This is a genomic window from Parendozoicomonas sp. 2304DJ65-17 (assembly GCF_058148445.1).
Genome location: NZ_JBYVJV010000004.1, coordinates 65,654 through 89,731, shown reverse-complemented (window position 1 = coordinate 89,731; position 24,078 = coordinate 65,654). Strand labels below are relative to the sequence as shown.

The following is a 24,078-nucleotide window of genomic DNA, read 5'->3' as shown; positions in this document are numbered from 1 at the left end:
TGTATTCAGGTGAGTAAAGTAAAAGTAGAGAAATATAGAGAATTTGCCGCTCATCACATGCTTCTTGGCGCAGCAAGGCTAGCCTTGGAAGAGTCTGCGGATGACACATCCTGGATGTTTCTATCAACGACTTATAGCAATAACATTTAGTGCGTTGGCAATTGAAGCGCTGTGCAACTCATTTGGTAAGATAAGCATCAAGTCATGGAAAGACTTTGAGAGTTCTAACCCTATAGCTAAGCTACGAGTTATCTTTTACAACCATAATATTAATTTTGAAAAAAACAAAAATACTTGGAATAACATAGTTTGGCTAATTCGCTTGAGAAACGCGATAGTGCATGCAAAACCAGAGCGTATAGAGGAAACACACATTTGGACTCGAGATGAGTATGATAGAAAAAGAACATTCCCACCGAACTCAAAACTCGAAAATAAAATAACCCTTCCACATGCAAAAAAAGCATATGAAACCGCGAGTGAACTGAAATCTTTACTGTCCTTTCATGTCAGGGTAGAAGGCGCTCATTGCCTGCGAGATGATAGCTGGAATGGTAAATCAACCCCAATCATTGAATAGCTGCTAACAAGTAACTGGTGTTCGTCGCCTCGCCCTTGGGGCTTGCGGCGAGCCATAACTTCTCGTTAGTTCTCAAAGGAGATATTGTGCCAACTTCAAAGTGTGCTTTCTGCCTTAACAAGAGAGAATTACGCAAGTCTCATGTGATTCCGAACTCAATTTTTCGCAGAATTACACGGGGCATGAACGGCAAAGCGATAACAATGGATTCCTCTCCAGACTCGCTCATTCAATATTCCTCTGATAGTTGGTGGGATTACCTTCTGTGCAAGGATTGTGAAATTGAGTTGAGTGAGAAATATGAAAAGTATTCCTTAGAGGCTCTCAGAGGAAAGCATATAGGTGTTATAAAACACCCAGATGGAGTAACTCTTTCCGGTATCGACTTAAAAAACTCTCTGGATTCATTGCTTCAATCTTGTGGCGTGCAGCTATTTCTAGTAACCCGGAGTATCAGAAAGTTTACCTTCCTGATGAGTGGAAAGATAAATTAAGAATTATTCATTAAAAATGAAAGAGCAATTCCAGTTAAATTCATATCTATACGAGCAAGAAAGCTATTCGATGACATGAGCGGCAAAGGGTTTAGTAATTCTGATTTAAGAAATCTATTAATGTCTCCTTTCTTCAGAAAAAACACAGCGAGAAGCTACTCTTTTTGTTTTATTTTTGAAGGTTTTTTCTTCGAGGCAATAGTGCCCGGTCTGAAGTTCAAAGAACGGAGTTTAAAAGGTGTTATTAAGTCTAATCAAAACATTTTGTTATGCCCAAATATCACTATTTACGACATACCAGAGATTACAAAGATATTCTCTCTCGCGTATGAAAAACGAGACAAGGGTATGGTTACATTTGAGGGCTGACAAGTGCGTGCTGTTCAGAAGTAAGCTACCTGAGGAGTCGCACACGCAGGCATTGCGCGTTTAAGGAAATTCTATGCAAGACCCAAACACAGAATATGAAAGACTGGTAAAGGAAATTCATCAAGGAATGCTTGACTATGATGGGTTTAACAACATACGTGTTGAGCATGATGTGACCATTACAGGAAAGAGTGGGGCTACTCACCAGATCGATGTCTATTGGGAGTTTGAAGCAGCAGGTCAAACCTACAAAACCTGTGTTGAGTGTAAAAACTATTCATCGCCCGTAAAGAAAGTGCACGTGGCTGCTTTTGCAGAAATTCTTAGGGATATTGGTAATGCGAACGGTATTTTCGCTACAACTTCAACTTACCAAAAGGGTGCAAAGTTGCTCGCTGAACAAAATAATATACGGTTAGTTCAAGTCAACTATTTGCTTAAGACTGTACACTTTCGCATGCAACCGATAATGACAAACTATGATAACTTTAAGCTGAACTTTAACCGGGAAAGTGTAGTTGAAGCACTAAAGAGGCATAACCTTGAAAAGTATGATCGTACATTCAGCTTCGATGGTGAACACGGGCTATTGAACGATAAAGGTGAAACTGTTGAGACATTCAACAGTCTCATTAGAAAGCATAACAAGATAGAAGGGAAGAATATCATTCTTATAGATGGACTCTACGTTGATATTGAGAACATCGGTACAGTTTTGCTCGAATCCCTTGAGGTCGATATTAGCTACACCCGCTCAAAAACAATCGAAAGCGTGATTGAGTCTCCAAACTCTGCCACCGCAGTCCTCGAAGACATAGTAAATAACAATGTCCACTACCTGCACACTGATGGAACAGTAAATACCGAGTTAAACAACACATAAAAAGTGCGTCGTGTACGGTAGCAAGCTGTGTGTGACGCTTACGGCGACCCACAACTTCGCGTTTGATTTTCAACCAATATTTGAGTAATCATTATGAGAAGTATATTCATAGTTGTTTTCTTACTTTTTCCTACGGTTCTGAGTGCAGCACCCAAGGATTATCAGAACATTCTTCTGAATGAGCCTGTTTCACTATTAGACTTGATGGTGTTTAAAGCTGATACTCAGGCAGATAGATTTATTGAAAGGCGTTACTTCAAGCAAAGCTTTAAGTCAGATTTTATTAGATACAGATCAAAATATGATTGGGGAAAAAGTTCAAAAAATGCACAGGTTGATTTTCCAATAGAACCAAGATTTATATCAGCAGACTTCGATTATGAAAAAGGTAGTTTCTATTTCTCACTTCATGTCGATTGGAGTTTATACGTCATTCCTGAAAACGAAAATAATGGTGTACTGAAGAATACCCAGAAAAATATTGCACAGGCATGCAGTAATATACTGAAGAAAATGTCCAATGAACTGAAATTCAGACCAATGACTCACTCTGGCTATAGTACACACGGGACAAACAAGCTTCCAAGTTATGAAAAGTTATACCGCTCAGTGTCAAAAGACACATACTACAAAGTGACAATACACACTGGAGATATCGACTCTGAGCTTCCATCAATGAGTTGCATAGCAGTCGATAGAGTTGACTATAACGGCAGCAATATTGAGTATGAGTTCTCTGGAAAATGGCATGAGTTGAGCGAATATGAGAACGAATATAAAAGGTTGTATCAATGAAAATCCTGGTGATGCCTGAGGCGCACCTGATTTAGGCGTTGTACGCAGTGAGAATTGAGATATCGAATATGGAAATCACGTTAACCCTTAATCCGGGTAAACTAACCAACCCAGATGCAGACTTGAGGTATACCATTCCCAAAATGGTCGAGAAGCTTTCTAACAGCAAAATGAAAGATAATGGCTTCGATTACGATGATGAAGATAATATGGTTATTTTCTTATCCACTGAATCTTTGGATGAAGAAAAAGCAATAGATAGTGTAAAAGTCGTCTGTCAAAACTTACAGCTTGAAACAGAGGCTATTACAATCGAGGCAAGCGTATAACAAGCAGCTGCATTTCGTTCCGATCTGCGGCCTCCACCGGACTCGCTTCTCTCGCCGATGGTCTGGACGTTAGCCGCAGATATCCTCAAAAATCCAACTTGGAAGGATAAAAATGAGAAATAATACTATAAATTCAAATTTTGAAGAATTTCGGCGCAGGCTTGGTGATACAAAAATACGATTGATTCGTCTAAGAGGGTCTTGGACTGATGGTCAACATCAGGAAGTAATGCTAACGCTAATGGATGGTACACTAATTCGGATATCAAGAAACAATAATGATGATACTTTTCAGATTGGAGCTACTGAGAATGGTGGAAGCAATATTATGCCTACACTATTTGCATTTCCAGTAGATCTAACTGAAGGTAATACAATTACATGTGAAGATGCTTTTAATACCTTTACCGATGTTCATAATCAGAGCCCTAGTTATGAGCAAGCAGATTGCCATGTTTTTGCAAAAGAGTTTTCTACAAATTTGCATTCCCCTACGAGTTCAAAGTTCGTCACGGAACCGTCTTTCATGTGAAACCAATCTTAATCTGAGGCGGCTAACAAGGCGTTTGTGTTCGGCGATCCACACGCAGGCGTTACATTTTTAATCGAGTTACGAGTATGAATGACACAGAATTCTCATCTGTTTTAGAATCATTTAGTGGTAAATCATTTTCGACTCTTGAGTTCTCGACAAGGTACAAGTCATTTTTCCCAAGCAGCTGGGAGAAAATCTTAGAAGAATATGGTGAGGGTGGTAAAGGTGCGGGAACTCACTACAGTGCCTATAGCCGCATTGCTCACTATCTAAACAAATACTTCAATGCTGAGAAGCTTGAAAAACTAGATTATCGTGAAGCCCCAAAAGAATGGGGAAACCCTGTCATTCGGTACTGGTCTGAGGGCACCTCAGATAGCGGTGGTTCAAATTATCCCGATGAAATTGAAAGCTCCGAGACAGTCTTCGAAGGTGCTAAAAAGCAGATTTCTGTAAATATCTATGAACGGGATCGTGCTTCAAGGACAAAGTGCATTGAGAAGTGGGGAATAAAGTGCTTTGTATGTGACTTTGATTTTGAAGAGCAATATGGTCACATTGGTGCAGGATTTATACATGTACACCACCTGAAACCTATTTCAGAAATAGGTGAAGAATATGAGCTTGATCCAATCAAAGACCTCCGGCCAGTCTGTCCCAACTGTCACGCAATGATTCATAGAACAAGGCCAGCACTGTCGATAGAAGAGCTAAAAGGGTTCATGAAATAGAAATGTAAACAAGTGCATCGTGTACGACAGAAAGCTGTCTGGGGCGCCCACACGTAGGCGTCAGGGATATACAGAAGGAGCAAGAACTTCATGAAAGAAAGACTTAAATTGAACTCAGGTGAAAGGCTTAAATTGGAAAAATCCCGAAGCAAGGGGACAATGGGCCAAACGGATATTGAAACTTATTCAATAATAAATGAAAACGGCGAAGTTGTAGGTAAAGTAACGCACACTGATACAACGGCACTTAACGGATTCAAGCGTACCCAATCGGTTACGCAAACAGACAGCTCTGGAAACATTGTCGTACAAGAATCATGGTCTGGCAGCTGAAACACCATATAAGCGAGTAGTGATAGTTGCTTTTCTCTATGGGCGCCTTCGGTGCCCAACACGCAGGATTTAGCTAAATCATCCAACAATGGAGATGAAATTGGATAAAGAAGAAAAAGATGATTTCCCTTCAAAAGGACGTTCAGAAGAGGAAACTACAAGAACAACTGGCGCTGCAATGGGAGGAGCAATATTTGGGGCATCTATTGGTGGGCCAGCTGGAGCAATCATAGGTGGCATTTTTGGTGCCATCCTTGGTGAAGTTGCAAATGACTCCAAGAAGGGTGGGGGGAAAAAGAATGGATAAATCCATTTTGATACCCTCTACGATACTAGCGACCCTCATGATCGCAGTGTATCTATACCGCTGCTACAAACATGGGATAGAGCCAAATAACGCGATAGTTATCAGTTCCGTTTTGAATGCTAGTGGTATTATCTGTGGTATTGCTTTAGCAATTAGTCCATTTTTCCCTTCTGTGAAAGAGCTACTTGGTGGTATTGATATCTACATTATTATTGGTGGCATTGCCGTTCTATTTGTTTCTATGCAGGCCATCAGCAAAGACGTATTCAAGTCCACAAGTAAAGATACAGCTAGCAAGTCAATTCCGTCGACTGCTGATGCGGCGGCTGATTGAGGCGCTAGCCGCTATGGAGTAAACATGGGAGATTTTTCCAGAAAATTTAGCTTGGCGAAGAATGGTGAAGACAAGCATCGTATTTACTGTAAGGAGTGTAGTGGTATCACTTTGCACTCCATAGTTGCTTCATTCAACGAAAGTGGATGTGAAGATTGTGGTCAGGGCAACTATGTGGATTGGGACTGTAAAAACCAGATAATTCAGTGCTTGGGGTGTGAAACAGTATCATTTAGAACCGTTTCAACATGTTCGGAAGACGTTGAGCACGATTACGATGGTCCGTATCACCCTGAAACGATCAAGTATTATCCGGGGCGTGTTGAAGGTGTGAAATCCTTAGACTCACATTTACTTCCACACAAAGTTCAACAAATTTACAGAGAAACAGTGCTATCTCTGGAAAATGAGCAGCTTATTCTGACTGGTATCGGAATCAGGGCAATCGTAGAGACAATTTGCAAAGACCTGGAAGCCGAAGGTGGAAACCTATACCAGAAGATTGATGCGTTAAGGGATCGCTCGATAGTTACGGCAGAAGGCTCCCAAACTCTACACAAGCTTAGAGTGCTGGGAAATGACTCCGCACATGAAGTAAAAGCTCATAATTCCCGACAACTAGAACTGGCTCTTCAAATTATTGAGCACATGCTGGAAGGTACATATATTATCCCGGCTAGAGTCGGTTCAGTGTTTCCTGAGAGTACGGCTAGTTAGTAAATCTAGATGACGCCGACAGTGCACCTGGGTCAAGATTAGGCTCAAATTCAATACCGGAGTAGTGAAGTGAAAATGATCTCTTACTGGAAAGATGTAGAAGAGATTTACATTGATGATGGGTTAACGTTGATAATTGGTTGGTATGATCACAAAAATCAATACAACGGAGGGGAAAAAGCCCTTGGAGTTCATTGGGGAGACTATCCACAATCTCGAGGAATACTAAGCCCTTGTGTGATACCTGAAAAAACTCGAAATGCAATGTTATCCGGGCTACTGCATCAGGTGGTTTGTGATGGAAATATTGAGAAAGAAAAGCAAATTATAAAGGCTATAAAGTTCTTCAAGTAGAAAATATAACTTATGGAAAGTGAGATAGTAAAAGTCCTCATACAGTTAGTTGTCACAATATCTGCAGCCTTTCTGGGGGCACAGCTTGCTCTTAAACGCTTCAAGAGTGAGAAGTGGTGGGAAAGGAAGGCATCAGCTTATACGGAGCTAGTCGAGGCTCTACATAACATGCGTTGGCCATCGAGTGAGCATTTCGAAGCGGGCATCGAGCGCAGAGAGCTTTCCGAGGAATATAGCGAAGAATTATGGCAGCAGTTCAACGTTGCTCGAAAACAAGTTTGGAAAGTGACTGAAAGCAGTTCTTTTTTAATATCTCCAAAGGTGTTTCCCATAGTCCAAGAAATGGAGCGCGGCTTATCTTCAGCTCGATCTGCAGAGTCTTGGTTTGAACATCTTGACGAACAAGGGGCTGCAATTGATAAATGCCTTGAGCAGGTCAAAGCCATTGGAATCAGAGACTTAGGTGTAAAGGCATAAACAGGTGTCGTGAACGGTAGCAAGCTGCTTGGGTCTCACAGCTTCACGTTAGACCCTACGGAGTAAACATGAAGAAGTACCTTTACAGAGGTGTGTCTGTAGAAATGCACAGCCGTTTGGAAGGCAGGCTTATCCCGGCTGGCAATAACATTGAAGCAACAATGAGAAGAGATGATCATAATTCTTCGCTTGGTGTAGAGTTGTTGCGTGATGGAACATTCGTACGCAATCGTTCGGAAATTAATACCGTAAGGGCACACCAAATGAAAACAGGTATGCATGATGGCTGTTTTCTTTCAACCACTACATCCGTTGAATGTGCAAAATATTTTGCGACAGAAAGTGGCACTCGTGACGGATATATCTATGTGATTGATCCTGACTTATTTGATGAGCATCAAGTTATAGGTAGAAGGTTCGAAGACGCCAAATACCCAGAAGAACAAGAAGTATCTATACGTGCAGCTGACGGTGGCGAAATACCAAAGCACATTATTGTTGATACACGTTATATTGCCAAAACACAGGCATAACGACGCTTATCCTATTCGCTGTTTTACTCTTGGGACGTTGAAGGCGTCCCAAGTACGGTATTTTTTAATCGAGCGCAAAGGTCTCATTGGGCATTACACTTTTCTCGCCTCTTCGTCCGCAATCTTCTCCATATCCTTCACGATCTCAGGTTCCAGCTCTAAAGCCGCACGTTCCAGAAACTTGGCACCGGCAGAACTGCCTTTCGCTCTTGTACGTGGACCAGGCTGGTATCTGTTGCCTGTTCTGGGGTCGATACCCTCATGCTGAAGAATATCGTACCTAACTCCGGTTGATGTATAACCGTCACCGAGCTTGCTTGGGTTCACGTCGATTGCCTGTTCGAGACGACGCTTGTCACCTCTGGACTCAGTGATTTCGATAGCCTCCTCAAGATCACCTTCATCGACAGGGGCATACTCTCTGGCTCGGTCACGAATCTCTTCAGCACCAGAGAACTTTGCAGTGTATGGTTTATCGAATCTGACACGGTAGGTTGTACCCTTTATTGGGTGAGTCCATTCGAAAGCAGCCCAACCGCTAACTTCTTCGAAGAATGTATCCAGCTGGTACGTCTCAGGTAAAGCTGTAACGGGTTCCTGTTTATTGTAGATGAGAGGGGTATCTGGGGGGCAAAGCCCTGGCAGATGCCGGGCTACTAGGGTGAAAGCTCTTTTGTGGCGGTGCTTAGGAGCTGTTTTTCTGTTTGCGGAGGTTGGCCTGGCGAATATTGAGAATCTCCACGCCCAACGAGAACGCCATGGCAAAGTAAATATAGCCCTTTGGAATATGGAAGGAGAGGCCTTCAGCGATCAGGGAAACTCCCACCAGAATCAGGAAACTGAGAGCCAGCATTTTCAGGGTGGGGTGTTTATCAACAAAGTCCCCGATCGGTTTGGCTGCAAACAGCATAATGCCTACGGCAATAACAATGGCAATAATCATAACGGGCAGATGTTCCGCCATGCCTACTGCGGTGATAACCGAATCCAGGGAGAAGACAATATCCAGTACGGCAATTTGGACAAGGGTCATGGCAAAGCCTGATGCGATGGCCTTTGTGGGGGAATCTTCTTCTGTACCTTCGAGGGAAGCGTGAATTTCGTGGGTGCTTTTGGCTAAAAGGAACAAACCGCCACCAAACAAAATAATATCCCTGCCGGAAATAGAGTGTTCGAACAGGCTGAATAAAGGCTCAGTCAGTCCTATAACCCATGCAATCGAAACAAGTAATAGTATGCGGGTGCCCATAGCCAAAATAAGGCCAAGGGTGCGGGCTTTGCTTCTTTGCTGTGGGGGGAGGCGGCCAGCAAGAATGCTGACAAAAATAATATTGTCGATACCCAGCACAATTTCCAGAGCTGTCAAGGTAAGAAGGGATACCCACGCCTGAGGATCGCTGAGCCACTCCATTCCTGAAATCCTTGATTGCAATATATAGAGTTAAATAGCTTTTAAATAAAAACGCCACTGTGGTGCAGAAGCGTTTTTATAGATAACCCATTATCGACTCAGGCATTCCAGTTCAAAGTGCCCGAATGTCGAAAATTCCCCTAAATCTTCAGGCGCCGTGAGACCATTGTTGTAGCCTTCAGCTTGAAATCTGCCTTTTTCATCAATAATCATAGAAAAGGTCTTGGAACCGTTATCCAGGAGATAAGAGTCCCCATCGGTTTTGGTGACGGTGTAGCCTGTTTGGGTAGTATCCCCTAAGCTCTCCATCTCCTTTCTGGCATTGGCTTTCAGAGATTCGCTGATTTGATCCTGACCCCTTGCCGTGAGGAAGTTGCTGCCCTTGTAGAGAATAAACTCGGCAGTTCTGTCGTAGTCTTTGAGCAGCTTTTGTTCCACGTCTTTGCGTGTTCTTTTTCCGCTGGCAACCTTATCCGTGAAAGAGCACAGTGCGTCGATTGTTTCCCTGCCCCCAGTTAAGCCACTGTAAGTCATAAAGTGTGGGCTGGTAGCCGCATCCCCAGAGGCGGCGACTGTCAGTGACGGTCCACCATTCTTACCGGCAATAACTGTGAAATGGTCCAAAGGCTTTTCCTGTGCAACTGGGAATGTGGTAGCGAACTGTTTGTTCATAAGGCCCAGGTTTGCGCCGAGGGTTTTGGCAAAACCCTGCTTTTCACCAGCAGCCTGGAACCACAGTTGCCGCAGTAACTTTTGAACGTTTTTCTTTTCATCTTCAGGCAGTTTGGTACCAACGGTTTCCATCCACTGGTGAACAGGTCCAGGAATTTCCATTCCGAGGTAGATGAGGTTGCGATTCTCAAAGGTACGTAACTGACAAACCTCTTTGTCGATGGCTGTGAGCATATCATCCAGAACGGGGACAGCTCTGTTGATGCGGCCTGCTCTTAAGTCCTCGATAACTTCTTCAAGGAATGCCTTGTCCTCTTCTGGAACCTTTGAGCGCAAAGGAATCAATTCATCCTCTGTTAACCCCAGGGCTCGGGTCATCTCCTTCCTGCCTGCCGGAGTAAGTATTACGCCAAGGTTGCCGGTGAACGGGTGCAAGGCTTCATGAAGCTGGCTTTTATAACTTTGTTGGAATTCTGCATCTGTGGCGAGCACATCCTGGAAAGCCGGGAAGGTGCTTAAACCTTCGTTTCTTATGGCGGTTCCTTCCCACGACGCTACCCCATATTGTTTCGGGTGAGTCACCGGGCAATGATTCAGGAACTTGTTCCGGGTTGGGCTTTCCTTACCTCCGGCACAAATTAAAAGATCGGCTTCAAAAAATTCCTCTTCTCGTAGCTTGGGGTTCTTTTTAGCGCCGAGATCATATTTTGGCTTGTACTGTGCTTTGACCCGATACTTTCCGCCAGCATGGTCCGGTGCCTCAACCTTTGTCAGCTCATGAGCAGCAAATCTCTGTATTCTGGGTGGATTGTGAGGATCGGAAGACACAAGCTCTGACAAGCGCTTGTGCAGGGCTTCTTCAAGAGCCTTGGTAACGATATGGGTGGAGCCGTCGGGCTGAAGTTTGGTTTTTCCGCTGCCTTCGGCAAAGAGTTCGTCAAACTGTTCACCAAGGTAATAACGAAGGTCTTTGATCCATTGATTATCCAGTCGTACGATTTGTGGCCGGTTATAGAGAGTGTCTCTCTGTTCCAGAACAACAACATCTGCACCTTTTTCATATTGGCGCATAGCTGAAATCAATCCCACAGGGCCACCACCCTCAATAACGACTTTGGGGTGGTTGGGTTTCAGGTTATGGGAATCGTGCATAAACTCGAGCTGGGCATCGTACATTACCGGCCCGGCAAGTTGTTCAAGCTCCTCAAGTTCCCTGTAGGTTTGACTGGCGTTTGCACCGGATAAAGATGGGTTTCTCAAGACATCAGGAGCCCATTTGCGGCCAGCAGTGGAATTTATTGTATGGAAATGGGATCGTGCTTGCGCCGCTATTTTCAGGCTGGGTTGAATCTTCAGGAGAATTCTTTCTCTCTGTTCTTTTAAATATGTCCTTTCCACAGCTGGTAAATCAGGCTTGGTCATGTCCTGCCAATATTGCTGAATCGTTGCGACATCTTTCTTCAGGGCAGGGATATCTAAATGGGCTAGCTGTTCAGTTGCTGCGGTAAAGGCGCGACCGGGCTTTCTTGCGAGAACTGACCATTCCAGCTCATCTATTGCTTCTTCGTGGATGACTTTGGAGCCAAAAGTTTTTAATGCGTGCATATCCTGGGCGGTAAAATAGTCTGGCTTGTCGCCCGTTGCAGAGTGCTCCTGACGGACCCTTCTCTTCATATCCGCAACATAATTCACTATTGATGGATATTCTTCTGGGGTCGCCAAAAAGCCAGCGTGTATCTGATGAAATTCATCAGGCAGGTGTGTTTCAAAATCCTCAAGAAGTTTTGCTGTTATATCAATGCCTGTCTGGTCATACAGGCGTTTCTGCAGAGTGTCCGTAAAGTGTTGCTTTAGGGTTTCGTTAAATTCGAAGAATTCTGCATCGGAGTCCGGCTTTTGCAGGGCGAAGCTCTGTACCGCCCTCATATATTGTTTGGTATCAGCCACACTCACTGATGGAAACTTGGCCTTTAGACGATTCATTTCCTCTCTTGCTGTTTTCAGTGACTGTGTATGGTTCAGTTTCAGCGGAACAAGAGAGGGGGCTGCGGGCGTTACATCAACGGAGTCTGGCACAGGTGGTTCTACGTCTGTAACAGGATCGATATTGTGATCATCCGGTAGAGGGGGAGGGATGTCATCCTCAAAAGGTGGGATGTAATGAGGTTCAGGACGATGGATATCTGAGAATGGTGGTCTGTTGTCAGGCTCTTCCGGTCTATAAGGGTGAGGTTCACTATGGGGTGATGGCCAGTGTTGCGTTGGTGGAGGAGTTTGTCTCGAGGCCAGGTTGTAAAGTGAACGTCTTTCCCGTTTGGAGAGAAACGGGAATCTTCCATCCTGAATTACAGAAACCAGACGTTGTTTCAAATCCAGAGAAGCCGTATCGCTGGTGAGTGTTTCCCGGGCCTGTTCATGAAGGGCTTTATGGGCTGACCGGTTAAACAGTGTGTTTTTTAACCAGAGCTTCAGGCTCCAGCGTGGAGCCACAGTGACAACTGTTTGGCCCCGTTGGTTTTTAACCTTCAGGCGACCTTTGGATCGTCCCGCTTTGGAAAGGGCTTCTAGGTTCTTTGCCACCAAATCATAATGGCCGGCACCGTCTGTTCCTAACATGGCTACATTCCCAGTAGTAATTATTCATCCTTAACCAGAAAGTGTATACAGAGATGGAGTGAGGCATACCTGAGCGACAGGGAAGTATCTAATCTGCTTCCGTAACTCTTTCAAAAAACAGACTTTCGCCACATCTCTGAAATATTTGCCTGCCAGAATGGCTGTGGATCGCGAAAAAGGATATTGCGTGTGTTCACTGACCAGAATGATGACACTTCATCGACTCTAAGAACGCTCAGGCAAAGGGTTGGCACAGTGCTTGGCTTCAGCTTTTTCCTGAACCTGCTGATGCTCACGGTGCCGCTCTATATGCTACAGGTTTATGATCGGGTTTTAACAGCTGGCAGCGTACCAACGCTGATGGCTCTCACTGTTGTCGCTGTAGGGCTTGTAGCTATGGCAAGCCTGCTGGAATGGGTTCGAAGTCGCCTGCTGGTAAGGCTTGCAGGATTTCTGGAAGGCTTTTTGGAAAAGCCCCTTCTGTACCAACTTCTTCAGGGGAAGGGTAGCCAGGAAGGCAAGCAAAAGCTGTCTGATATGGATCGGGTATCAGGCTTTCTTGGTGGGAGTGGCTTTCTCGCTCTGTGTGATGCGCCGTGGCTGCCGGTTTATCTTCTCGTTATTGGTTTCCTTCATCCCGTGCTGGGCCTTATTGCGACTTGTGGCGCCATTATTCTGGCAGCTGTCGCTCTACTGTCGGAGCGTGTGACCCATGAGCCTTTGACGACAGCCACCCGATTACGAGGTCATGCCAGTTCTTTTGCTGATCAGGCTTTAACCAATGTTGAAGTTGCCCGTGCTATGGGGATGGCCGATGGTCTGGTCAGGCATTGGCAGGATAAACGTTATCAGGCGGGCTTAAGTCACCATCATGCCAGTGATCTGGGTGGGAACTTTCAGGCTTTGGGGAAGTTCCTCAGACCCGCTTTGCAGGTGGCTATGTTATGTGCCGGGGCAATGCTGGTGCTGAACCAGCAGATGACTGCCGGGGCGATGGTAGCTAGCTCAATATTGCTTGGTCGGGCACTGGCTCCGCTGGAAATGGTGATTGGCCAATGGAAAAACATATTGCTGGCCAGGGTTGCATGGCGCTCTCTTAAGCCTTGTTTTCAGCCTGCCAATAGGCAACCTCAAACTATGTCTCTCCCCCGTCCTACAGGCTTTCTCAGTGTTGAAAAACTGGTTGCTCCTGTTCCTGGCGGAAAGCAACCAGTGATTAAAGGGATTGGCTTCCAGCTTGATGCTGGTGAGAGTCTGGCAATTATTGGTCAAAGTGCTTCGGGGAAAAGCACTCTGGCAAGGCTGTTGACTGGCGTTTGGGAACCATCTTCCGGCGCAGTGAGACTTGATGGAGGTGATGTCAGCCGCTGGGATAGAAGCGAACTTGGCCCCTGGATCGGCTACCTGCCCCAGAATGTGGAACTGTTTCCCGGAACCATCAGCGACAATATTGCACGATTTAGCGATGTCGATGCTGAAACTGTGGTTGAAGCTGCTCGGCAGGCAGATATTCATGAATTAATTCTGTCGCTTCCTGATGGTTATGAAACCGTGATCGGAACTGGTGGTTATCACCTCTCCGGGGGGCAAAGGCAGCGTGTGGCATTGGCTCGAGCAGTATATGGGCAACCTTGTCTGGTAGTGCTGGATGAACCTGATGCCAATCTGGACCAGCAGGGGCTGGTTGCACTGATCAATGGATTGGAACAATTACGACGACAGGAAACAACAGTCGTTATCGTGACTCATCGACCTTCGTTACTCGACTGTGTCGATAAAGTAATGGTTCTGAAAAATGGCTGTATTGAGCATTTTGGCGACGGAAATCGAGAATCTACCAGAGAATCTTCGAAAAGCAGGGAAGCTATCGCATGACTTCGAACAATTTTTATAGTGCGCCGTCACTTTATGTCTGGGTTGGTGTGGCTGTTGTGTTGGCTACGTTTGCTGGCTTTTTTGGTTGGTCAGCATTGGCAAATTTAGATAGCGCGGTATTAAGCAGTGGGAAGGTTACGGTGCATAGCCAGCGTAAGGCGATACAAAGCCTGCAACCTGGAAGGGTGGGGGATATTCAGGTTGCTAATGGTGATGTTGTTAAAAAAGGGGATGTACTTGTCCGTCTGGACGATACCCGTGCCAAAGCCGGGCTGGCCATTCTGGAAGACAGTTTGTTTTATGCCGAAGCGACAAAGGTTCGGGTGCAAGCTGAGATTGAAAACAGTTCAACGGTAAGCTTTCCTGCATTTTTGCAGAAACAGGCCGGCGACAATTTACGTCTGTCGGATGCATTATTGCTGCAGACGCGATTGTTCCATGAACGGCAGCAGTCTCATAAAGGTAAGATATCTATCGTTCAACAACGCATAGAAAAGATTGGTGAACAGATCGTTGGCTTACAAGGTTTGCGCAAAGCCAGTGGGAAACGCCTGGATGTGGTTCAGGAAGAGCTGGTGGGGCTGAATAAACTTCTTGATCAGGGCTACATCCAGAAAATGACAGTGAATGCTTCTCTTAAGGAGGAGGCTGATCTGGAAGGGAAGGTCAGCGAGTATCTGGCAGATATTGCAGAAGCAGAAACCAGTGTTACTGAAGCCCAGCTGGAAATCCTGCAAATGAAACAGGATCGCCGGGAAGCACTGGTCAATGATTTAAATAGTACGATTGCCCAGATTAATGACCTCACTGAGCGGGTACGAGCTTCTCGTTATATGCTGGAACACCTCGATGTGCTGGCGCCTGCGGATGGTGTCATTGTTGACAGGCAGATTCATACCGTGGGTGGGGTAGTGAAAGCCGGTGAAACTTTGATGGAGTTAGTGCCGGGTCATGACGCACTGATTATCGAAGCTCGTATGAACCCTATGGATGTGGATGAGGTGCATGTAGGTCAGCCTGCCCGGGTGCAGTTAACGGCTTTTCCTCAACGAACCACACCACAGTTAAATGGACGTGTCATTTATGCCTCTGCAGATAGCTTGATCGATGATGCTACGCAGGAGCCTTATTACCTGGTTCAGATAGAAGTCACTGCAGAGGAAATTCAGCGATTGCAGGGGAAAAGCCTTCAGCCAGGCATGCCAGCGGACATTATGATTACTACGGGAACCCGCACAGCACTGGAATATCTTACCCAGCCTCTAAGGGACTCTTTTAATAAGGCCTGGCGTGAGTCGTGACTTCGGGAGTGCCTGAAATTTGTCGTTAACTACTTATTGGGTTTCGTGGAATGCCTTCTGTTCAGAGCTATAGATAATAGTGGGCTAAACCCGAGGTGTTGATAATGAAGTGTGCCAATAATAATTATTTTGATGGTGTTTCAATTGAGCCAATGGGGTTCGTTTCTGTGTATCCCGGTTTTTCTGGCTACGATGAACGATTGACTGATGTTCTTACCAAGGAACATACAAAATTATTAGCAAGTTATATTGAACTTTCTTTGGGTATTCAGCGAAAAACGGTTGATGTGCAGGTTCAGCTTGCTCAGTTTTTGACTGAACTGGAAAACCACTTTGTGCTTGAGGATTCGAAACTGTACCCGCAGTTGATTAAGGGGCTGACAGAGTGTCCATTCTCTCAGTCAATAATATCAGGCATCAGTGTGCGTATGCGCGAAACCAGCTCCAGGATTTCTTCATTTGTCCAGACGGCAAAAAACAAGGGTTACGACCGTAAGGATAATCACTTTGCCGGGCGCTTCTCATCAATAGGGCAGACTTTAAGGGAGCGAATTGAGCTGGAAGAGAATGTTCTTTACCCGATTTATCGAGATCTGGCGAGTTAACAAATAAGGAGCAGGCAGTGATACCTCTGCCTGCTCCTTTTTTCCAGTTACCAATCGATGTTAGTGCCATCGTAATTGAAGAACTCACCTGAATTCTCAGTGCTTAAATTTTCAATAACTTTCCGTAAACCAGCCACCGATGTTGGGGTATCGATTAAAGCATTGGGGCCACCCATATCTGTTTTTACCCAGCCGGGGTGGCAGATGGCAACAGAGATACTCTTGTCTGCAAGATCATGAGACAAGCTTTTGCCAACGGCGTTAACAGCTGCTTTGGAGGAGCGGTAGATATAGCTGCGACCACTGGTGTTATCCCCAATACTACCCATCTTGCTGCTGATCAGGGCGATCTTAGCCCCTGCAGGTAACAAGTCCACAAGAGCTTGAGTCACCATAAGAGGCGCAACGCTATTCACTTCTAAAACCCGCAGCCATTCCGCTTGAGTGACTTCACCAAAAAGCAGCCGCTCACCGTAGATGCCTGCATTATTAATCAGAAGATCTATAGATTGCCCCTGAAGTTCTGAGCGAACGTGCTGCAGGTCTTCCTGTTTGGTTACATCTGCCGTGATCAATGTCAGAGTGTTGGGAAACTCTTCAGCAAGTGCGCTCAGCTGTTCAGAAGGCTTGCTGTTTCTTATAACAGCAAAAATAGTCTCGCCAGCGGTGAGGTACTGCTGACAGAATTCCAATCCAATACCGCGGTTAGCCCCAGTAATGACAATGGTTTTTGGCATGTTATATCCCCTGTTAATTCTCAGGAGAGTTTAACTGCCATATCTGTTGTTTTCATAATAAAAACCGCCTCTGGAAGCAGAGGCGGTTGTGTCAGTGATAAATCAGGTTTAAGCGGGGCTATCACTGTCTGATGTCAGAGAGTCTGCATCAATTTTTTCAGAGATAAGCTCCAGATCATCTTTCAGACCTTGCTCAATAGTTTTTAGGTTATCCAGCTTTTCTTTAAGCGGGTTCAACTTATTGAGCTGCTTCTTCAGGTTCTGCAAAGCTTTCAAGTTGCTTTTATCCTTACTGCTTGGATCTTTCAGAGCAGTAAGAGTGTTAATGTTTTCACCAAGGTGTGTTTCAAGCCCACGGGTATGAGTCAACAACGTTGGCTGAGGATAGTCGAAACCAAAACCCATTTTCCTTTGAGCTTTCAGGAATAGACCATCAGCACGGTTTGCTGCCTTTGTATAAACTTCCTGAGCCTTTTTCACATCAGCAGCTGCATCATCAATTTTATCCTGCAAAAGCGTTTGTGGAGTCAGGTTGCGGACAGCTCTGGCACCTTTCACTGCGCCAGCGGCTCCACCAATACCTGCCCCTGCGGCAAGACCAATACCTACGCCTGCTGGTACAGCGGTGATATGCATGGTGAAGAAAGCAGTTCCTACTCCGGCGATAAAGCCTGCTGCACCACCAATCTTTGCACCTTTCACTGCGCCACGGTATACATGCTTGAAAAATAGTTTAACTTTCTTTTTCCATGTGATTTTGTAGTCACTCAGAAGTTTGTGCTTTCTAAAAGCCAGTACATCAGAGTTATCAGACTTTGGCGTCATAGGCTCTACATCAGACAAGCTCTGTACCGGTGAAGAGCTTTCAATTGTTACTGCTGTTTCCGATGGACTTACCTGATTTACATTTAACGGATCAGCAAATGGCGATTTGATAGATTCTGAACGTGTTAGCATGGCGACCTCTCCCTCTGTCAATAAATATGATTTTGTATCGTTATGCCTGAAGTATTGTCAGGGGCTGGAAGAGCTGCCATGAGCCTTTGGTCGCAATTACGACTTAGGTATTAGGAGGGAAAGGGAACTTTTTTGGGGGGGCTTGATTTCAGGCGAGAGTGAAAAGACAAATGGACTTGTTTCCTGACCTTCGCCGATAATAAAGGGTAATAGTCTCCAGCCGCCCTTTGGCTGGGGCAAACAGGAATCTCGTAGAAACTTCCGGCATTTATGGAACAATTCAAACATATAGGGGTAATAGGGCGTCAGGGCAGTGTTGAGGTTGTAGACACGCTGAAACGCCTGAAAAGCTTTCTGCTTTCCCGGGATCTCCATGTCATCCTTGAAGAGCCAATGGCTCAACTGTTGCCTGGGCACGGCCTTCAGGTCAGCAGTCGCAAGATGATGGGGGAAATCTGTGATCTGGTGATTGTTATTGGTGGTGATGGCAGCCTGTTGGGGGCAGCCCGGGCACTGGCGCGCCACAATGTTCCCGTACTTGGGGTTAACCGTGGCAGTCTGGGCTTTCTGACCGATATTCAACCAGATCATCTGGAAGAGCAGGTGGGCGATGTTCTTGACGGCAAATATATAGTCGAGAGCCGATTCCTTCTGGAAGCCACAGTGAAACGTAATGGTGAGCCTATAGGTCATGCGGACGCGCTCAATGAAGTGGTACTGCACCCTGGTAAAGCGACTCGAATGATTGAGTTTGAACTGTTTATTGAAGGGCAGTTTGTTTATAGCCAACGTTCCGATGGTTTGATTATTTCCACTCCGACAGGTTCTACAGCCTATGCATTATCCGGCGGCGGGCCAATTATGCATCCTCGCTTGGATGCGCTGGTGCTAGTACCGATGTTCCCTCACACTCTGAGCAGTCGTCCGCTGGTGATTGATGGCAATAGCGAAATCAAAATTGTTATTGGTCGTAAGAATCCCACTTATCCGCAGCTTTCCTGTGATGGTCAGGTGCATATTACCGCGGCGCCGGGAGATACTCTCTCCATTCACAAAAAACCATTTAAATTGAGATTGATTCACCCGCTCAATCACAATTACTACGAAGTCTGCCGGTCCAAACTGGGCTGGGGTAATCGTCTCGATACCTGATTTCTTCTCTGCTGCCGTTTCTGCGGTGGCAGAGCTTTTCTGAATTGAACTACTTTTGGCTCTGTTTTGCGTCAACCTTATCTGAAGACGCAGTATTCACAGAGTTTTGATCCAGGACTTATGGATATGATCCGGGTTTTTGACCTTCCTTCTGAAGATGATCTTCTGCCATTCTCCGCTTTTCTCTGGAAGCAGAGCATTCCCCATCGTATTACTGAGGAAGGGGGGCGGCAGGTATTGTGGGTTCAGCACCCTGAGCATATGTCGCAGGTATTGTCTTTCTACCAGGAATGGAAAGCAGGGATGCTGCAGCTGGGTAAGGTGAAAGTATCCTGGAAGTCATCTGCCGGTTTGGTAACTGGCCCGCTGGCGAACTGGAAGAAAATGCCAGCCACGCTGTTGTTTATGCTGGGCTGTTTGGTTGTTGCTGCGATTACCCGTCTTGGTGGTAACGAATCACTGGTTGCCCTGTTTACCATGGCGGACTATCGCATTGCTGGTGGCTACATTCACTATTCAAGCCTGACTGCCATGTTAGAACAGGGGCAATTCTGGCGCCTTGTTTCACCCATATTCTTGCATTTCGGTATTTTCCACTTCCTGTTCAATATGCTCTGGCTAATGGACTTTGGCTACAGAATCGAAAGTCGCCATAAAACACCATTTTTAATATTACTGGTTCTGGGTACGGGGCTGATCTCCAACCTTGTTCAGTTTGTGGCTATGGATGGTTATCCGTTGTTTGGTGGAATGTCCGGTGTTATCTATGGGTTGTTGGGTTTCTGTTGGATTCGTGAAAAGCAGGAGCCGGGTTTGTATGGAGTTCCCTCCGGTATTTATCTGTTTATGTTGCTATGGCTGGTAATTGGTGCCACTGGCATGCTCGATATCTTTGGGTTTGGAAAGATTGCTAATGCTGCCCATACCGGCGGATTGTTATCCGGTGTTGCTGCAGGCTGGCTGTTCAATCGATTTGCTGGTAGAAAGGCAGGATAACTCGAAAAGGGGGTAATCATGGATTTTGAACAGCTGTTGTCCACCCTGACACCAGAAATTGTTACCAGCATGAAGCGCGCTGTTGAGCTGGGGAAATGGCCTGATGGCCGTGTGTTAACCCAAGAGCAGAGAGAACAGAGCCTGCAGGCTGTGTTGGCCTGGGAAGCCCGTAATCTTCCGGAAGAACAGCGCACTGGCTATATGCCTCAGGCCTGTAAAAGCTCAGAAAAAAAACAGGAAACTGAGGCTGAGCAAACCATTCTTCGTTTTCAGGATGCCTGATGTCCACCGCCGTGAATAACGCTATTCAATTGACCGGAACGGTCTCCAAAATGCATACCGAGCTGGGCGAAAATGGTCAGCCGGTTTCTTACCGGTTACCCGTGGGGGAAGAATTTGTTTCCCTCAATGATGCACTGGGTAAAAAAGTACGTTTGGAGCATACCGGCAATATTTTCTGCACCCACTGCAACCGAAAAACTAAAAAGAGCTTTAGTCAGGGTTTTTGCTGGCCCTGTTTTCAAAAGCTGGCCTGTTGCGACAGCTGCATTATGAGTCCGGAGAAATGCCACTACCACAATGGCACCTGTCGTGAGCCGGAGTGGGGCGAAAAGTTCTGTATGACCGGCCATGTTGTGTATCTGGCCAACTCATCCGGCTTAAAGGTCGGCATTACCCGTGCCAGTCAGGTTCCTACCCGCTGGATTGACCAAGGTGCGGTTCAGGCTTTACCTATTCTGCGAGTCGCTACCCGGCAACTGTCTGGTTTTGTTGAAGATATGTTGCGTCAGGATGTGAATGACAGAACCAATTGGCGAGCCATGCTCAAAGGGCAGGCTGCTGAAATTGATCTCGAACAGGAGCGTGAGCTGCTGTTGGACAAATATGCGGATGGTATCGATGCTCTATTACAGGAACATGGCTTGCAGGCGGTGCAACCGGTAAGTGATGCCGCGCCTGTTGATATTCACTATCCTGTTACCGAATACCCAACCAAAGTAACCTCGTTCAACCTTGATAAGAACCCTGTTGCGGAAGGTGTTCTGATGGGTATCAAGGGTCAGTATCTGATTTTCGATACTGGCGTAATCAATATCCGTAAATACACCGCTTATGAACTGGCGGTAGCGATTCACTAAAAGTGACATGAGTTGAGTGTAAAGCCACAAGCTTTTCATTCGGCGTTAAGGAGAGAGCATGAAAGACGCGCAACCCCGGGCTATCTATCTGAAAGATTATCAGCAGCCTGACTATTGGATAGATACCACCGCGCTGACTTTTGAACTCGGTGAAGAGTCGACGCTGGTAACGTCGACCCTGAATTTTCATCTGAACGATTCCAAACAGCATGACACTCTGCCACCTCTGCCTTTGCACGGGCAGGAGATGGAACTGGTCAGTGTTGCTATTGATGGTGAAGTGATTCCTGCGGATCAGTATCAGGTTGATAAAGAGCAGCTGGTTCTGCAGCCAAAGTCTGAAAGCTTTGAAACCACCATCGTGACCCGCATTAAGCCTCAGGAAAATACATCTCTTGAAGGTTTATATCGCTCCAGCAGCATGTACTGCACCCAGTGTGAAGCCGAAGGTTTTCGCAAGATTACTTACTATCTGGATCGCCCGGATGTGATGTCTGTGTTCACCACTACGGTGATTGCTGACAAGGAAAAGTATCCTGTTTTGCTGTCTAACGGCAATGCTGTTGATCGTCAGGAACTGGATGATGGGCGTCATCTGATGACTTGGAACGATCCATTTAAAAAGCCGGCGTACCTGTTTGCGCTGGTGGCAGGCAACCTGGAATTTATCGAAGATAAATTCACCACCATGAGCGGCCGCGAAGTTACTCTGCAGATCTTTACCGAAGCCCACAATATCACCAAGTGTGATCACGCCATGCGTTCCCTCAAGAAGTCCATGAAATGGGATGAAGGGGTATATGGCCGGGAATACGACCTCGATATCTTTATGATTGTAGCGGTAGACGACTTTAATATGGGCGCGATGGAGAACAAAGGTCTTAATATCTTTAACTCCGCTGCTGTGCTGGCCCGCCCTGATACTGCGACTGATGCGGCTTTCCAACGCATTGAAGCAATTGTTGCCCACGAGTATTTCCATAACTGGTCCGGTAACCGAGTGACCTGCCGTGACTGGTTCCAGTTGAGCCTGAAAGAAGGTTTTACTGTTTTCCGTGATGCAGAGTTCTCTGCAGATATGAATTCCCGCACAGTGAAGCGTGTGGAAGATGTGAACCTGCTGCGCAGTCATCAGTTTGTAGAAGATGCTGGCCCAATGGCTCACCCCATTCGCCCTGACTCCTTTATTGAAATTAATAACTTCTACACTCTGACGGTTTATGAAAAAGGCGCAGAGGTTGTGCGCATGATTCATAACATTGTCGGTAAGGAAGGTTTCCGCAAAGGAACTGATCTGTACTTTGATCGCCACGATGGTCGGGCGGTGACAACCGAAGACTTTGTCGCCGCTATGGAAGATGCCAATGGCGTTGACCTGACCCAGTTCAAGCGTTGGTACTCACAGGCCGGTACACCGGTTCTGGATGTGACCGACGAATACGATGAAGACAAGCAGGAATATCGCCTGACAATTCGTCAGAGCTGCCCGGCGACTCCAGGGCAGAAGATCAAGCTGCCTTTCCATATTCCAGTGGAAGTTGGTTTGCTGGATGGTGAAGGCGAACCTATGCCGGTTACCCCGGAAGGGAAAACAACTTTGGTTCTTGACCTTAAAGAAGAAGAGCAGGTCTTTGTCTTTACCGGAATGGATGAGCGTCCGTTGCCGTCTTTGCTGCGAGGCTTCTCTGCACCTGTGCGTTTGAATTACGACTACAGTCGTGAAGATCTGATCTTCCTGATGAGCAATGATGAAGATGGCTTCAATCGTTGGGATAGCTGCCAACGTCTGGCTATTGATGTTTTGCTGGAACTGGTTACTGCTGTTCAGCAGGGTAAAGAGCTGGTTGTAGATCAAAGCCTGATTAATGCTTATCAGCAGGTTCTATCTGACACCTCTTTGGATAAAGCTATGGTTGCAGAAATGTTGAACCTGCCATCAGAAACTTACCTGGCTGAACAGATGGATGTGATTGATGTTGGTGCTATCCATCAGGCTCGTGAGTCTGTGAAGCAGCAGGTGGCTGCAGGTTTGAGAGATCAGCTGCTGGCAACCTATCAGCGTTTGAATGTCGAAAAACCATACAGTCCCGAAGCTGAAGATATTGCCGAGCGTGTCCTCAAAAATACCTGTATGGCTTATCTGATAGAGCTGGATGATGTTGTTGGTGTTGAGCTGGCTAAAAGCCAGTACGCTTCCGCCACCAATATGACAGACACCATGGCTGCCCTGAACTGTTTGATTCATGCGGCTCACGAAAGTGCTGCACCTGTTGCAGAAAAAGCACTCTCTGAGTTTGCTGAGAAATGGATCGACGACAACAACGTCATGGATATGTGGTTTACCGCTCAGGCTGGTAGCCCACGTACCGGTAAGTTGGAGAAGATCAAAGAGCTGATGGAGCACAAGGCGTTCGATAAAAAGAACCCTAACAAAATGCGCTCTGTGGTTTCTGTGTTCTGCTCCCGCAATCTGGTGAACTTCCACGACTTATCAGGTTCAGGTTATGAGTTTCTGGCTGACGAGGTGATTCGTGTAGATGCACTGAATCCTCAGTTGGCAGCAAGGCTGATTAACCCGATGACTCGCTGGAAGCGTTATGATGAAAAACGTAAGGAGTTAATGCAGAAAGCTCTGAAGCGTATTCAGAGTCATGATCTTTCTACCGACATCTTTGAAGTGGTGAGTAAGTCTCTGGCATAAACTGCCAATTACATTGACGAAAAAAACCGGCTTAACAGGCCGGTTTTTTTATGGGTTGTGTCGTGTAGCAAACATCGCCGATTTGTACGTCTAAATACCTAGAAAGGCTATACAAATTCGAAAAATCAGGATAAATTGACCCCAG

At 46.0% G+C, this 24,078-nt stretch carries 26 protein-coding genes; 21 read left to right on the top strand and 5 right to left on the bottom strand.

From position 1 onward, the window contains the following. Nucleotides 1-100 precede the first annotated feature (100 nt). The 13 genes from ACY2RR_RS12440 to ACY2RR_RS12380 all read left to right on the top strand — a co-directional run bounded on the left by ACY2RR_RS12440 (nucleotide 101) and on the right by ACY2RR_RS12380 (nucleotide 7,771). Nucleotides 101-580, top strand: coding sequence for a hypothetical protein (locus ACY2RR_RS12440; RefSeq protein WP_490108472.1), 480 nt, complete (start codon nucleotides 101-103; stop codon nucleotides 578-580). Between the two features lie 936 nt (nucleotides 581-1,516). After that, nucleotides 1,517-2,326: a restriction endonuclease gene (locus ACY2RR_RS12435; RefSeq protein WP_490108471.1), complete on the top strand. Its 810-nt coding sequence runs from the start codon at nucleotides 1,517-1,519 to the stop codon at nucleotides 2,324-2,326. A gap of 93 nt (nucleotides 2,327-2,419) precedes the next feature. After that, nucleotides 2,420-3,121, top strand: coding sequence for a hypothetical protein (locus tag ACY2RR_RS12430; protein WP_490108470.1), 702 nt, complete (start codon nucleotides 2,420-2,422; stop codon nucleotides 3,119-3,121). A gap of 68 nt (nucleotides 3,122-3,189) precedes the next feature. Further along, on the top strand, nucleotides 3,190-3,450 hold the full coding sequence (locus ACY2RR_RS12425) for a hypothetical protein (RefSeq protein ID WP_490108469.1): 261 nt from the start codon (nucleotides 3,190-3,192) through the stop codon (nucleotides 3,448-3,450). 112 nt (nucleotides 3,451-3,562) lie between these two features. After that, nucleotides 3,563-3,982 (top strand): hypothetical protein, encoded by a 420-nt coding sequence (locus ACY2RR_RS12420; protein ID WP_490108468.1) that lies wholly within the window; start codon nucleotides 3,563-3,565, stop codon nucleotides 3,980-3,982. Between the two features lie 86 nt (nucleotides 3,983-4,068). After that, entirely contained in the window at nucleotides 4,069-4,716 is a 648-nt protein-coding gene (locus ACY2RR_RS12415) for an HNH endonuclease (protein ID WP_490108467.1), read from the top strand. Between the two features lie 90 nt (nucleotides 4,717-4,806). Then, nucleotides 4,807-5,049: a hypothetical protein gene (locus tag ACY2RR_RS12410; RefSeq protein ID WP_490108466.1), complete on the top strand. Its 243-nt coding sequence runs from the start codon at nucleotides 4,807-4,809 to the stop codon at nucleotides 5,047-5,049. A 100-nt stretch (nucleotides 5,050-5,149) separates the two neighbouring features. After that, a complete protein-coding gene (locus ACY2RR_RS12405) occupies nucleotides 5,150-5,356 on the top strand; it encodes a hypothetical protein (RefSeq protein WP_490108465.1) in 207 nt (68 codons plus the stop codon). Beyond that, nucleotides 5,349-5,690 (top strand): hypothetical protein, encoded by a 342-nt coding sequence (locus ACY2RR_RS12400; RefSeq protein WP_490108464.1) that lies wholly within the window; start codon nucleotides 5,349-5,351, stop codon nucleotides 5,688-5,690. Before ACY2RR_RS12405 ends, ACY2RR_RS12400 begins: the two co-directional genes overlap by 8 nt. A gap of 24 nt (nucleotides 5,691-5,714) precedes the next feature. Next, nucleotides 5,715-6,407: a DUF4145 domain-containing protein gene (locus ACY2RR_RS12395; RefSeq protein ID WP_490108463.1), complete on the top strand. Its 693-nt coding sequence runs from the start codon at nucleotides 5,715-5,717 to the stop codon at nucleotides 6,405-6,407. 69 nt (nucleotides 6,408-6,476) lie between these two features. Then, nucleotides 6,477-6,761 carry a hypothetical protein gene (locus tag ACY2RR_RS12390; RefSeq protein ID WP_490108462.1) on the top strand — a complete coding sequence of 95 codons (285 nt, stop codon included), beginning with the start codon at nucleotides 6,477-6,479 and terminating at the stop codon, nucleotides 6,759-6,761. Between the two features lie 12 nt (nucleotides 6,762-6,773). Further along, nucleotides 6,774-7,238 (top strand): hypothetical protein, encoded by a 465-nt coding sequence (locus ACY2RR_RS12385; RefSeq protein ID WP_490108461.1) that lies wholly within the window; start codon nucleotides 6,774-6,776, stop codon nucleotides 7,236-7,238. A gap of 68 nt (nucleotides 7,239-7,306) precedes the next feature. Continuing rightward, nucleotides 7,307-7,771, top strand: a complete 465-nt coding sequence (locus ACY2RR_RS12380; protein ID WP_490108460.1) for an enterotoxin A family protein — start codon at nucleotides 7,307-7,309, stop codon at nucleotides 7,769-7,771. A 93-nt stretch (nucleotides 7,772-7,864) separates the two neighbouring features. On the opposite strand, the gene ACY2RR_RS12375 is transcribed toward ACY2RR_RS12380, so the two are convergent. The 3 genes from ACY2RR_RS12375 to ACY2RR_RS12365 all read right to left on the bottom strand — a co-directional run bounded on the left by ACY2RR_RS12375 (nucleotide 7,865) and on the right by ACY2RR_RS12365 (nucleotide 12,470). Next, the gene (locus ACY2RR_RS12375; protein ID WP_490108459.1) at nucleotides 7,865-8,536 is read right to left on the bottom strand and encodes a hypothetical protein; all 672 of its coding nucleotides are present in this window, start codon (nucleotides 8,534-8,536) and stop codon (nucleotides 7,865-7,867) included. Beyond that, the gene (locus tag ACY2RR_RS12370; RefSeq protein ID WP_490108458.1) at nucleotides 8,457-9,182 is read right to left on the bottom strand and encodes a TerC family protein; all 726 of its coding nucleotides are present in this window, start codon (nucleotides 9,180-9,182) and stop codon (nucleotides 8,457-8,459) included. Before ACY2RR_RS12370 ends, ACY2RR_RS12375 begins: the two co-directional genes overlap by 80 nt. Before the next feature lie 90 nt (nucleotides 9,183-9,272). Beyond that, nucleotides 9,273-12,470, bottom strand: coding sequence for an FAD-dependent oxidoreductase (locus tag ACY2RR_RS12365; RefSeq protein ID WP_490108457.1), 3,198 nt, complete (start codon nucleotides 12,468-12,470; stop codon nucleotides 9,273-9,275). A 189-nt stretch (nucleotides 12,471-12,659) separates the two neighbouring features. On the opposite strand from ACY2RR_RS12365, the gene ACY2RR_RS12360 reads away from it, so the two are divergent. The 3 genes from ACY2RR_RS12360 (at nucleotide 12,660) to ACY2RR_RS12350 (ending at nucleotide 16,251) form a co-directional block, all read left to right on the top strand. Further along, nucleotides 12,660-14,345 (top strand): type I secretion system permease/ATPase, encoded by a 1,686-nt coding sequence (locus tag ACY2RR_RS12360; RefSeq protein WP_490108456.1) that lies wholly within the window; start codon nucleotides 12,660-12,662, stop codon nucleotides 14,343-14,345. After that, complete coding sequence (locus ACY2RR_RS12355) at nucleotides 14,342-15,646, top strand: HlyD family type I secretion periplasmic adaptor subunit (RefSeq protein WP_490108455.1); 1,305 nt, start codon at nucleotides 14,342-14,344, stop codon at nucleotides 15,644-15,646. Before ACY2RR_RS12360 ends, ACY2RR_RS12355 begins: the two co-directional genes overlap by 4 nt. 104 nt (nucleotides 15,647-15,750) lie before the next feature. Further along, nucleotides 15,751-16,251, top strand: coding sequence for a hemerythrin domain-containing protein (locus tag ACY2RR_RS12350; protein ID WP_490108454.1), 501 nt, complete (start codon nucleotides 15,751-15,753; stop codon nucleotides 16,249-16,251). A 47-nt stretch (nucleotides 16,252-16,298) separates the two neighbouring features. Here ACY2RR_RS12350 and ACY2RR_RS12345 read toward each other — a convergent pair whose 3' ends face one another. Both ACY2RR_RS12345 and ACY2RR_RS12340 read right to left on the bottom strand, forming a co-directional pair. Continuing rightward, on the bottom strand, nucleotides 16,299-16,988 hold the full coding sequence (locus ACY2RR_RS12345; RefSeq protein WP_490108453.1) for an SDR family oxidoreductase: 690 nt from the start codon (nucleotides 16,986-16,988) through the stop codon (nucleotides 16,299-16,301). 108 nt (nucleotides 16,989-17,096) lie between these two features. Beyond that, nucleotides 17,097-17,945, bottom strand: a complete 849-nt coding sequence (locus ACY2RR_RS12340; RefSeq protein ID WP_490108452.1) for a hypothetical protein — start codon at nucleotides 17,943-17,945, stop codon at nucleotides 17,097-17,099. A gap of 270 nt (nucleotides 17,946-18,215) precedes the next feature. On the opposite strand from ACY2RR_RS12340, the gene ACY2RR_RS12335 reads away from it, so the two are divergent. The 5 genes from ACY2RR_RS12335 (at nucleotide 18,216) to pepN (ending at nucleotide 23,933) form a co-directional block, all read left to right on the top strand. Further along, nucleotides 18,216-19,097 carry an NAD(+) kinase gene (locus ACY2RR_RS12335; protein ID WP_490108451.1) on the top strand — a complete coding sequence of 294 codons (882 nt, stop codon included), beginning with the start codon at nucleotides 18,216-18,218 and terminating at the stop codon, nucleotides 19,095-19,097. 126 nt (nucleotides 19,098-19,223) lie between these two features. After that, nucleotides 19,224-20,093, top strand: coding sequence for a rhomboid family intramembrane serine protease (locus tag ACY2RR_RS12330; protein WP_490108450.1), 870 nt, complete (start codon nucleotides 19,224-19,226; stop codon nucleotides 20,091-20,093). 18 nt (nucleotides 20,094-20,111) lie between these two features. Then, nucleotides 20,112-20,375 (top strand): YeaC family protein, encoded by a 264-nt coding sequence (locus tag ACY2RR_RS12325; protein ID WP_490108449.1) that lies wholly within the window; start codon nucleotides 20,112-20,114, stop codon nucleotides 20,373-20,375. After that, complete coding sequence (locus tag ACY2RR_RS12320; protein ID WP_490108448.1) at nucleotides 20,375-21,232, top strand: DUF2797 domain-containing protein; 858 nt, start codon at nucleotides 20,375-20,377, stop codon at nucleotides 21,230-21,232. The genes ACY2RR_RS12325 and ACY2RR_RS12320 overlap by 1 nt, the downstream gene beginning before the upstream one ends. A 58-nt stretch (nucleotides 21,233-21,290) precedes the next feature. Further along, the gene (gene pepN / locus ACY2RR_RS12315; protein ID WP_490108447.1) at nucleotides 21,291-23,933 is read left to right on the top strand and encodes an aminopeptidase N; all 2,643 of its coding nucleotides are present in this window, start codon (nucleotides 21,291-21,293) and stop codon (nucleotides 23,931-23,933) included. The last annotated feature ends 145 nt before the right edge of the window (nucleotides 23,934-24,078 follow it).

Excerpts from the sequence above, each read along its gene's own strand:
- ACY2RR_RS12440 (WP_490108472.1), top strand. The coding sequence starts at position 101 with ATGACACATCCTGGATGTTTCTATCAACGACTTATAGCAATAACATTT.
- ACY2RR_RS12435 (WP_490108471.1), top strand. The coding sequence starts at position 1,517 with ATGCAAGACCCAAACACAGAATATGAAAGACTGGTAAAGGAAATTCAT.
- ACY2RR_RS12430 (WP_490108470.1), top strand. The coding sequence starts at position 2,420 with ATGAGAAGTATATTCATAGTTGTTTTCTTACTTTTTCCTACGGTTCTG.
- ACY2RR_RS12425 (WP_490108469.1), top strand. The coding sequence starts at position 3,190 with ATGGAAATCACGTTAACCCTTAATCCGGGTAAACTAACCAACCCAGAT.
- ACY2RR_RS12420 (WP_490108468.1), top strand. The coding sequence starts at position 3,563 with ATGAGAAATAATACTATAAATTCAAATTTTGAAGAATTTCGGCGCAGG.
- ACY2RR_RS12415 (WP_490108467.1), top strand. The coding sequence starts at position 4,069 with ATGAATGACACAGAATTCTCATCTGTTTTAGAATCATTTAGTGGTAAA.
- ACY2RR_RS12410 (WP_490108466.1), top strand. The coding sequence starts at position 4,807 with ATGAAAGAAAGACTTAAATTGAACTCAGGTGAAAGGCTTAAATTGGAA.
- ACY2RR_RS12400 (WP_490108464.1), top strand. The coding sequence starts at position 5,349 with ATGGATAAATCCATTTTGATACCCTCTACGATACTAGCGACCCTCATG.
- ACY2RR_RS12395 (WP_490108463.1), top strand. The coding sequence starts at position 5,715 with ATGGGAGATTTTTCCAGAAAATTTAGCTTGGCGAAGAATGGTGAAGAC.
- ACY2RR_RS12385 (WP_490108461.1), top strand. The coding sequence starts at position 6,774 with ATGGAAAGTGAGATAGTAAAAGTCCTCATACAGTTAGTTGTCACAATA.
- ACY2RR_RS12380 (WP_490108460.1), top strand. The coding sequence starts at position 7,307 with ATGAAGAAGTACCTTTACAGAGGTGTGTCTGTAGAAATGCACAGCCGT.
- ACY2RR_RS12370 (WP_490108458.1), bottom strand. The coding sequence starts at position 9,182 with ATGGAGTGGCTCAGCGATCCTCAGGCGTGGGTATCCCTTCTTACCTTG.
- ACY2RR_RS12365 (WP_490108457.1), bottom strand. The coding sequence starts at position 12,470 with ATGTTAGGAACAGACGGTGCCGGCCATTATGATTTGGTGGCAAAGAAC.
- ACY2RR_RS12355 (WP_490108455.1), top strand. The coding sequence starts at position 14,342 with ATGACTTCGAACAATTTTTATAGTGCGCCGTCACTTTATGTCTGGGTT.
- ACY2RR_RS12350 (WP_490108454.1), top strand. The coding sequence starts at position 15,751 with ATGAAGTGTGCCAATAATAATTATTTTGATGGTGTTTCAATTGAGCCA.
- ACY2RR_RS12345 (WP_490108453.1), bottom strand. The coding sequence starts at position 16,988 with ATGCCAAAAACCATTGTCATTACTGGGGCTAACCGCGGTATTGGATTG.
- ACY2RR_RS12340 (WP_490108452.1), bottom strand. The coding sequence starts at position 17,945 with ATGCTAACACGTTCAGAATCTATCAAATCGCCATTTGCTGATCCGTTA.
- ACY2RR_RS12335 (WP_490108451.1), top strand. The coding sequence starts at position 18,216 with ATGGAACAATTCAAACATATAGGGGTAATAGGGCGTCAGGGCAGTGTT.
- ACY2RR_RS12330 (WP_490108450.1), top strand. The coding sequence starts at position 19,224 with ATGATCCGGGTTTTTGACCTTCCTTCTGAAGATGATCTTCTGCCATTC.
- ACY2RR_RS12325 (WP_490108449.1), top strand. The coding sequence starts at position 20,112 with ATGGATTTTGAACAGCTGTTGTCCACCCTGACACCAGAAATTGTTACC.
- ACY2RR_RS12320 (WP_490108448.1), top strand. The coding sequence starts at position 20,375 with ATGTCCACCGCCGTGAATAACGCTATTCAATTGACCGGAACGGTCTCC.
- pepN (WP_490108447.1), top strand. The coding sequence starts at position 21,291 with ATGAAAGACGCGCAACCCCGGGCTATCTATCTGAAAGATTATCAGCAG.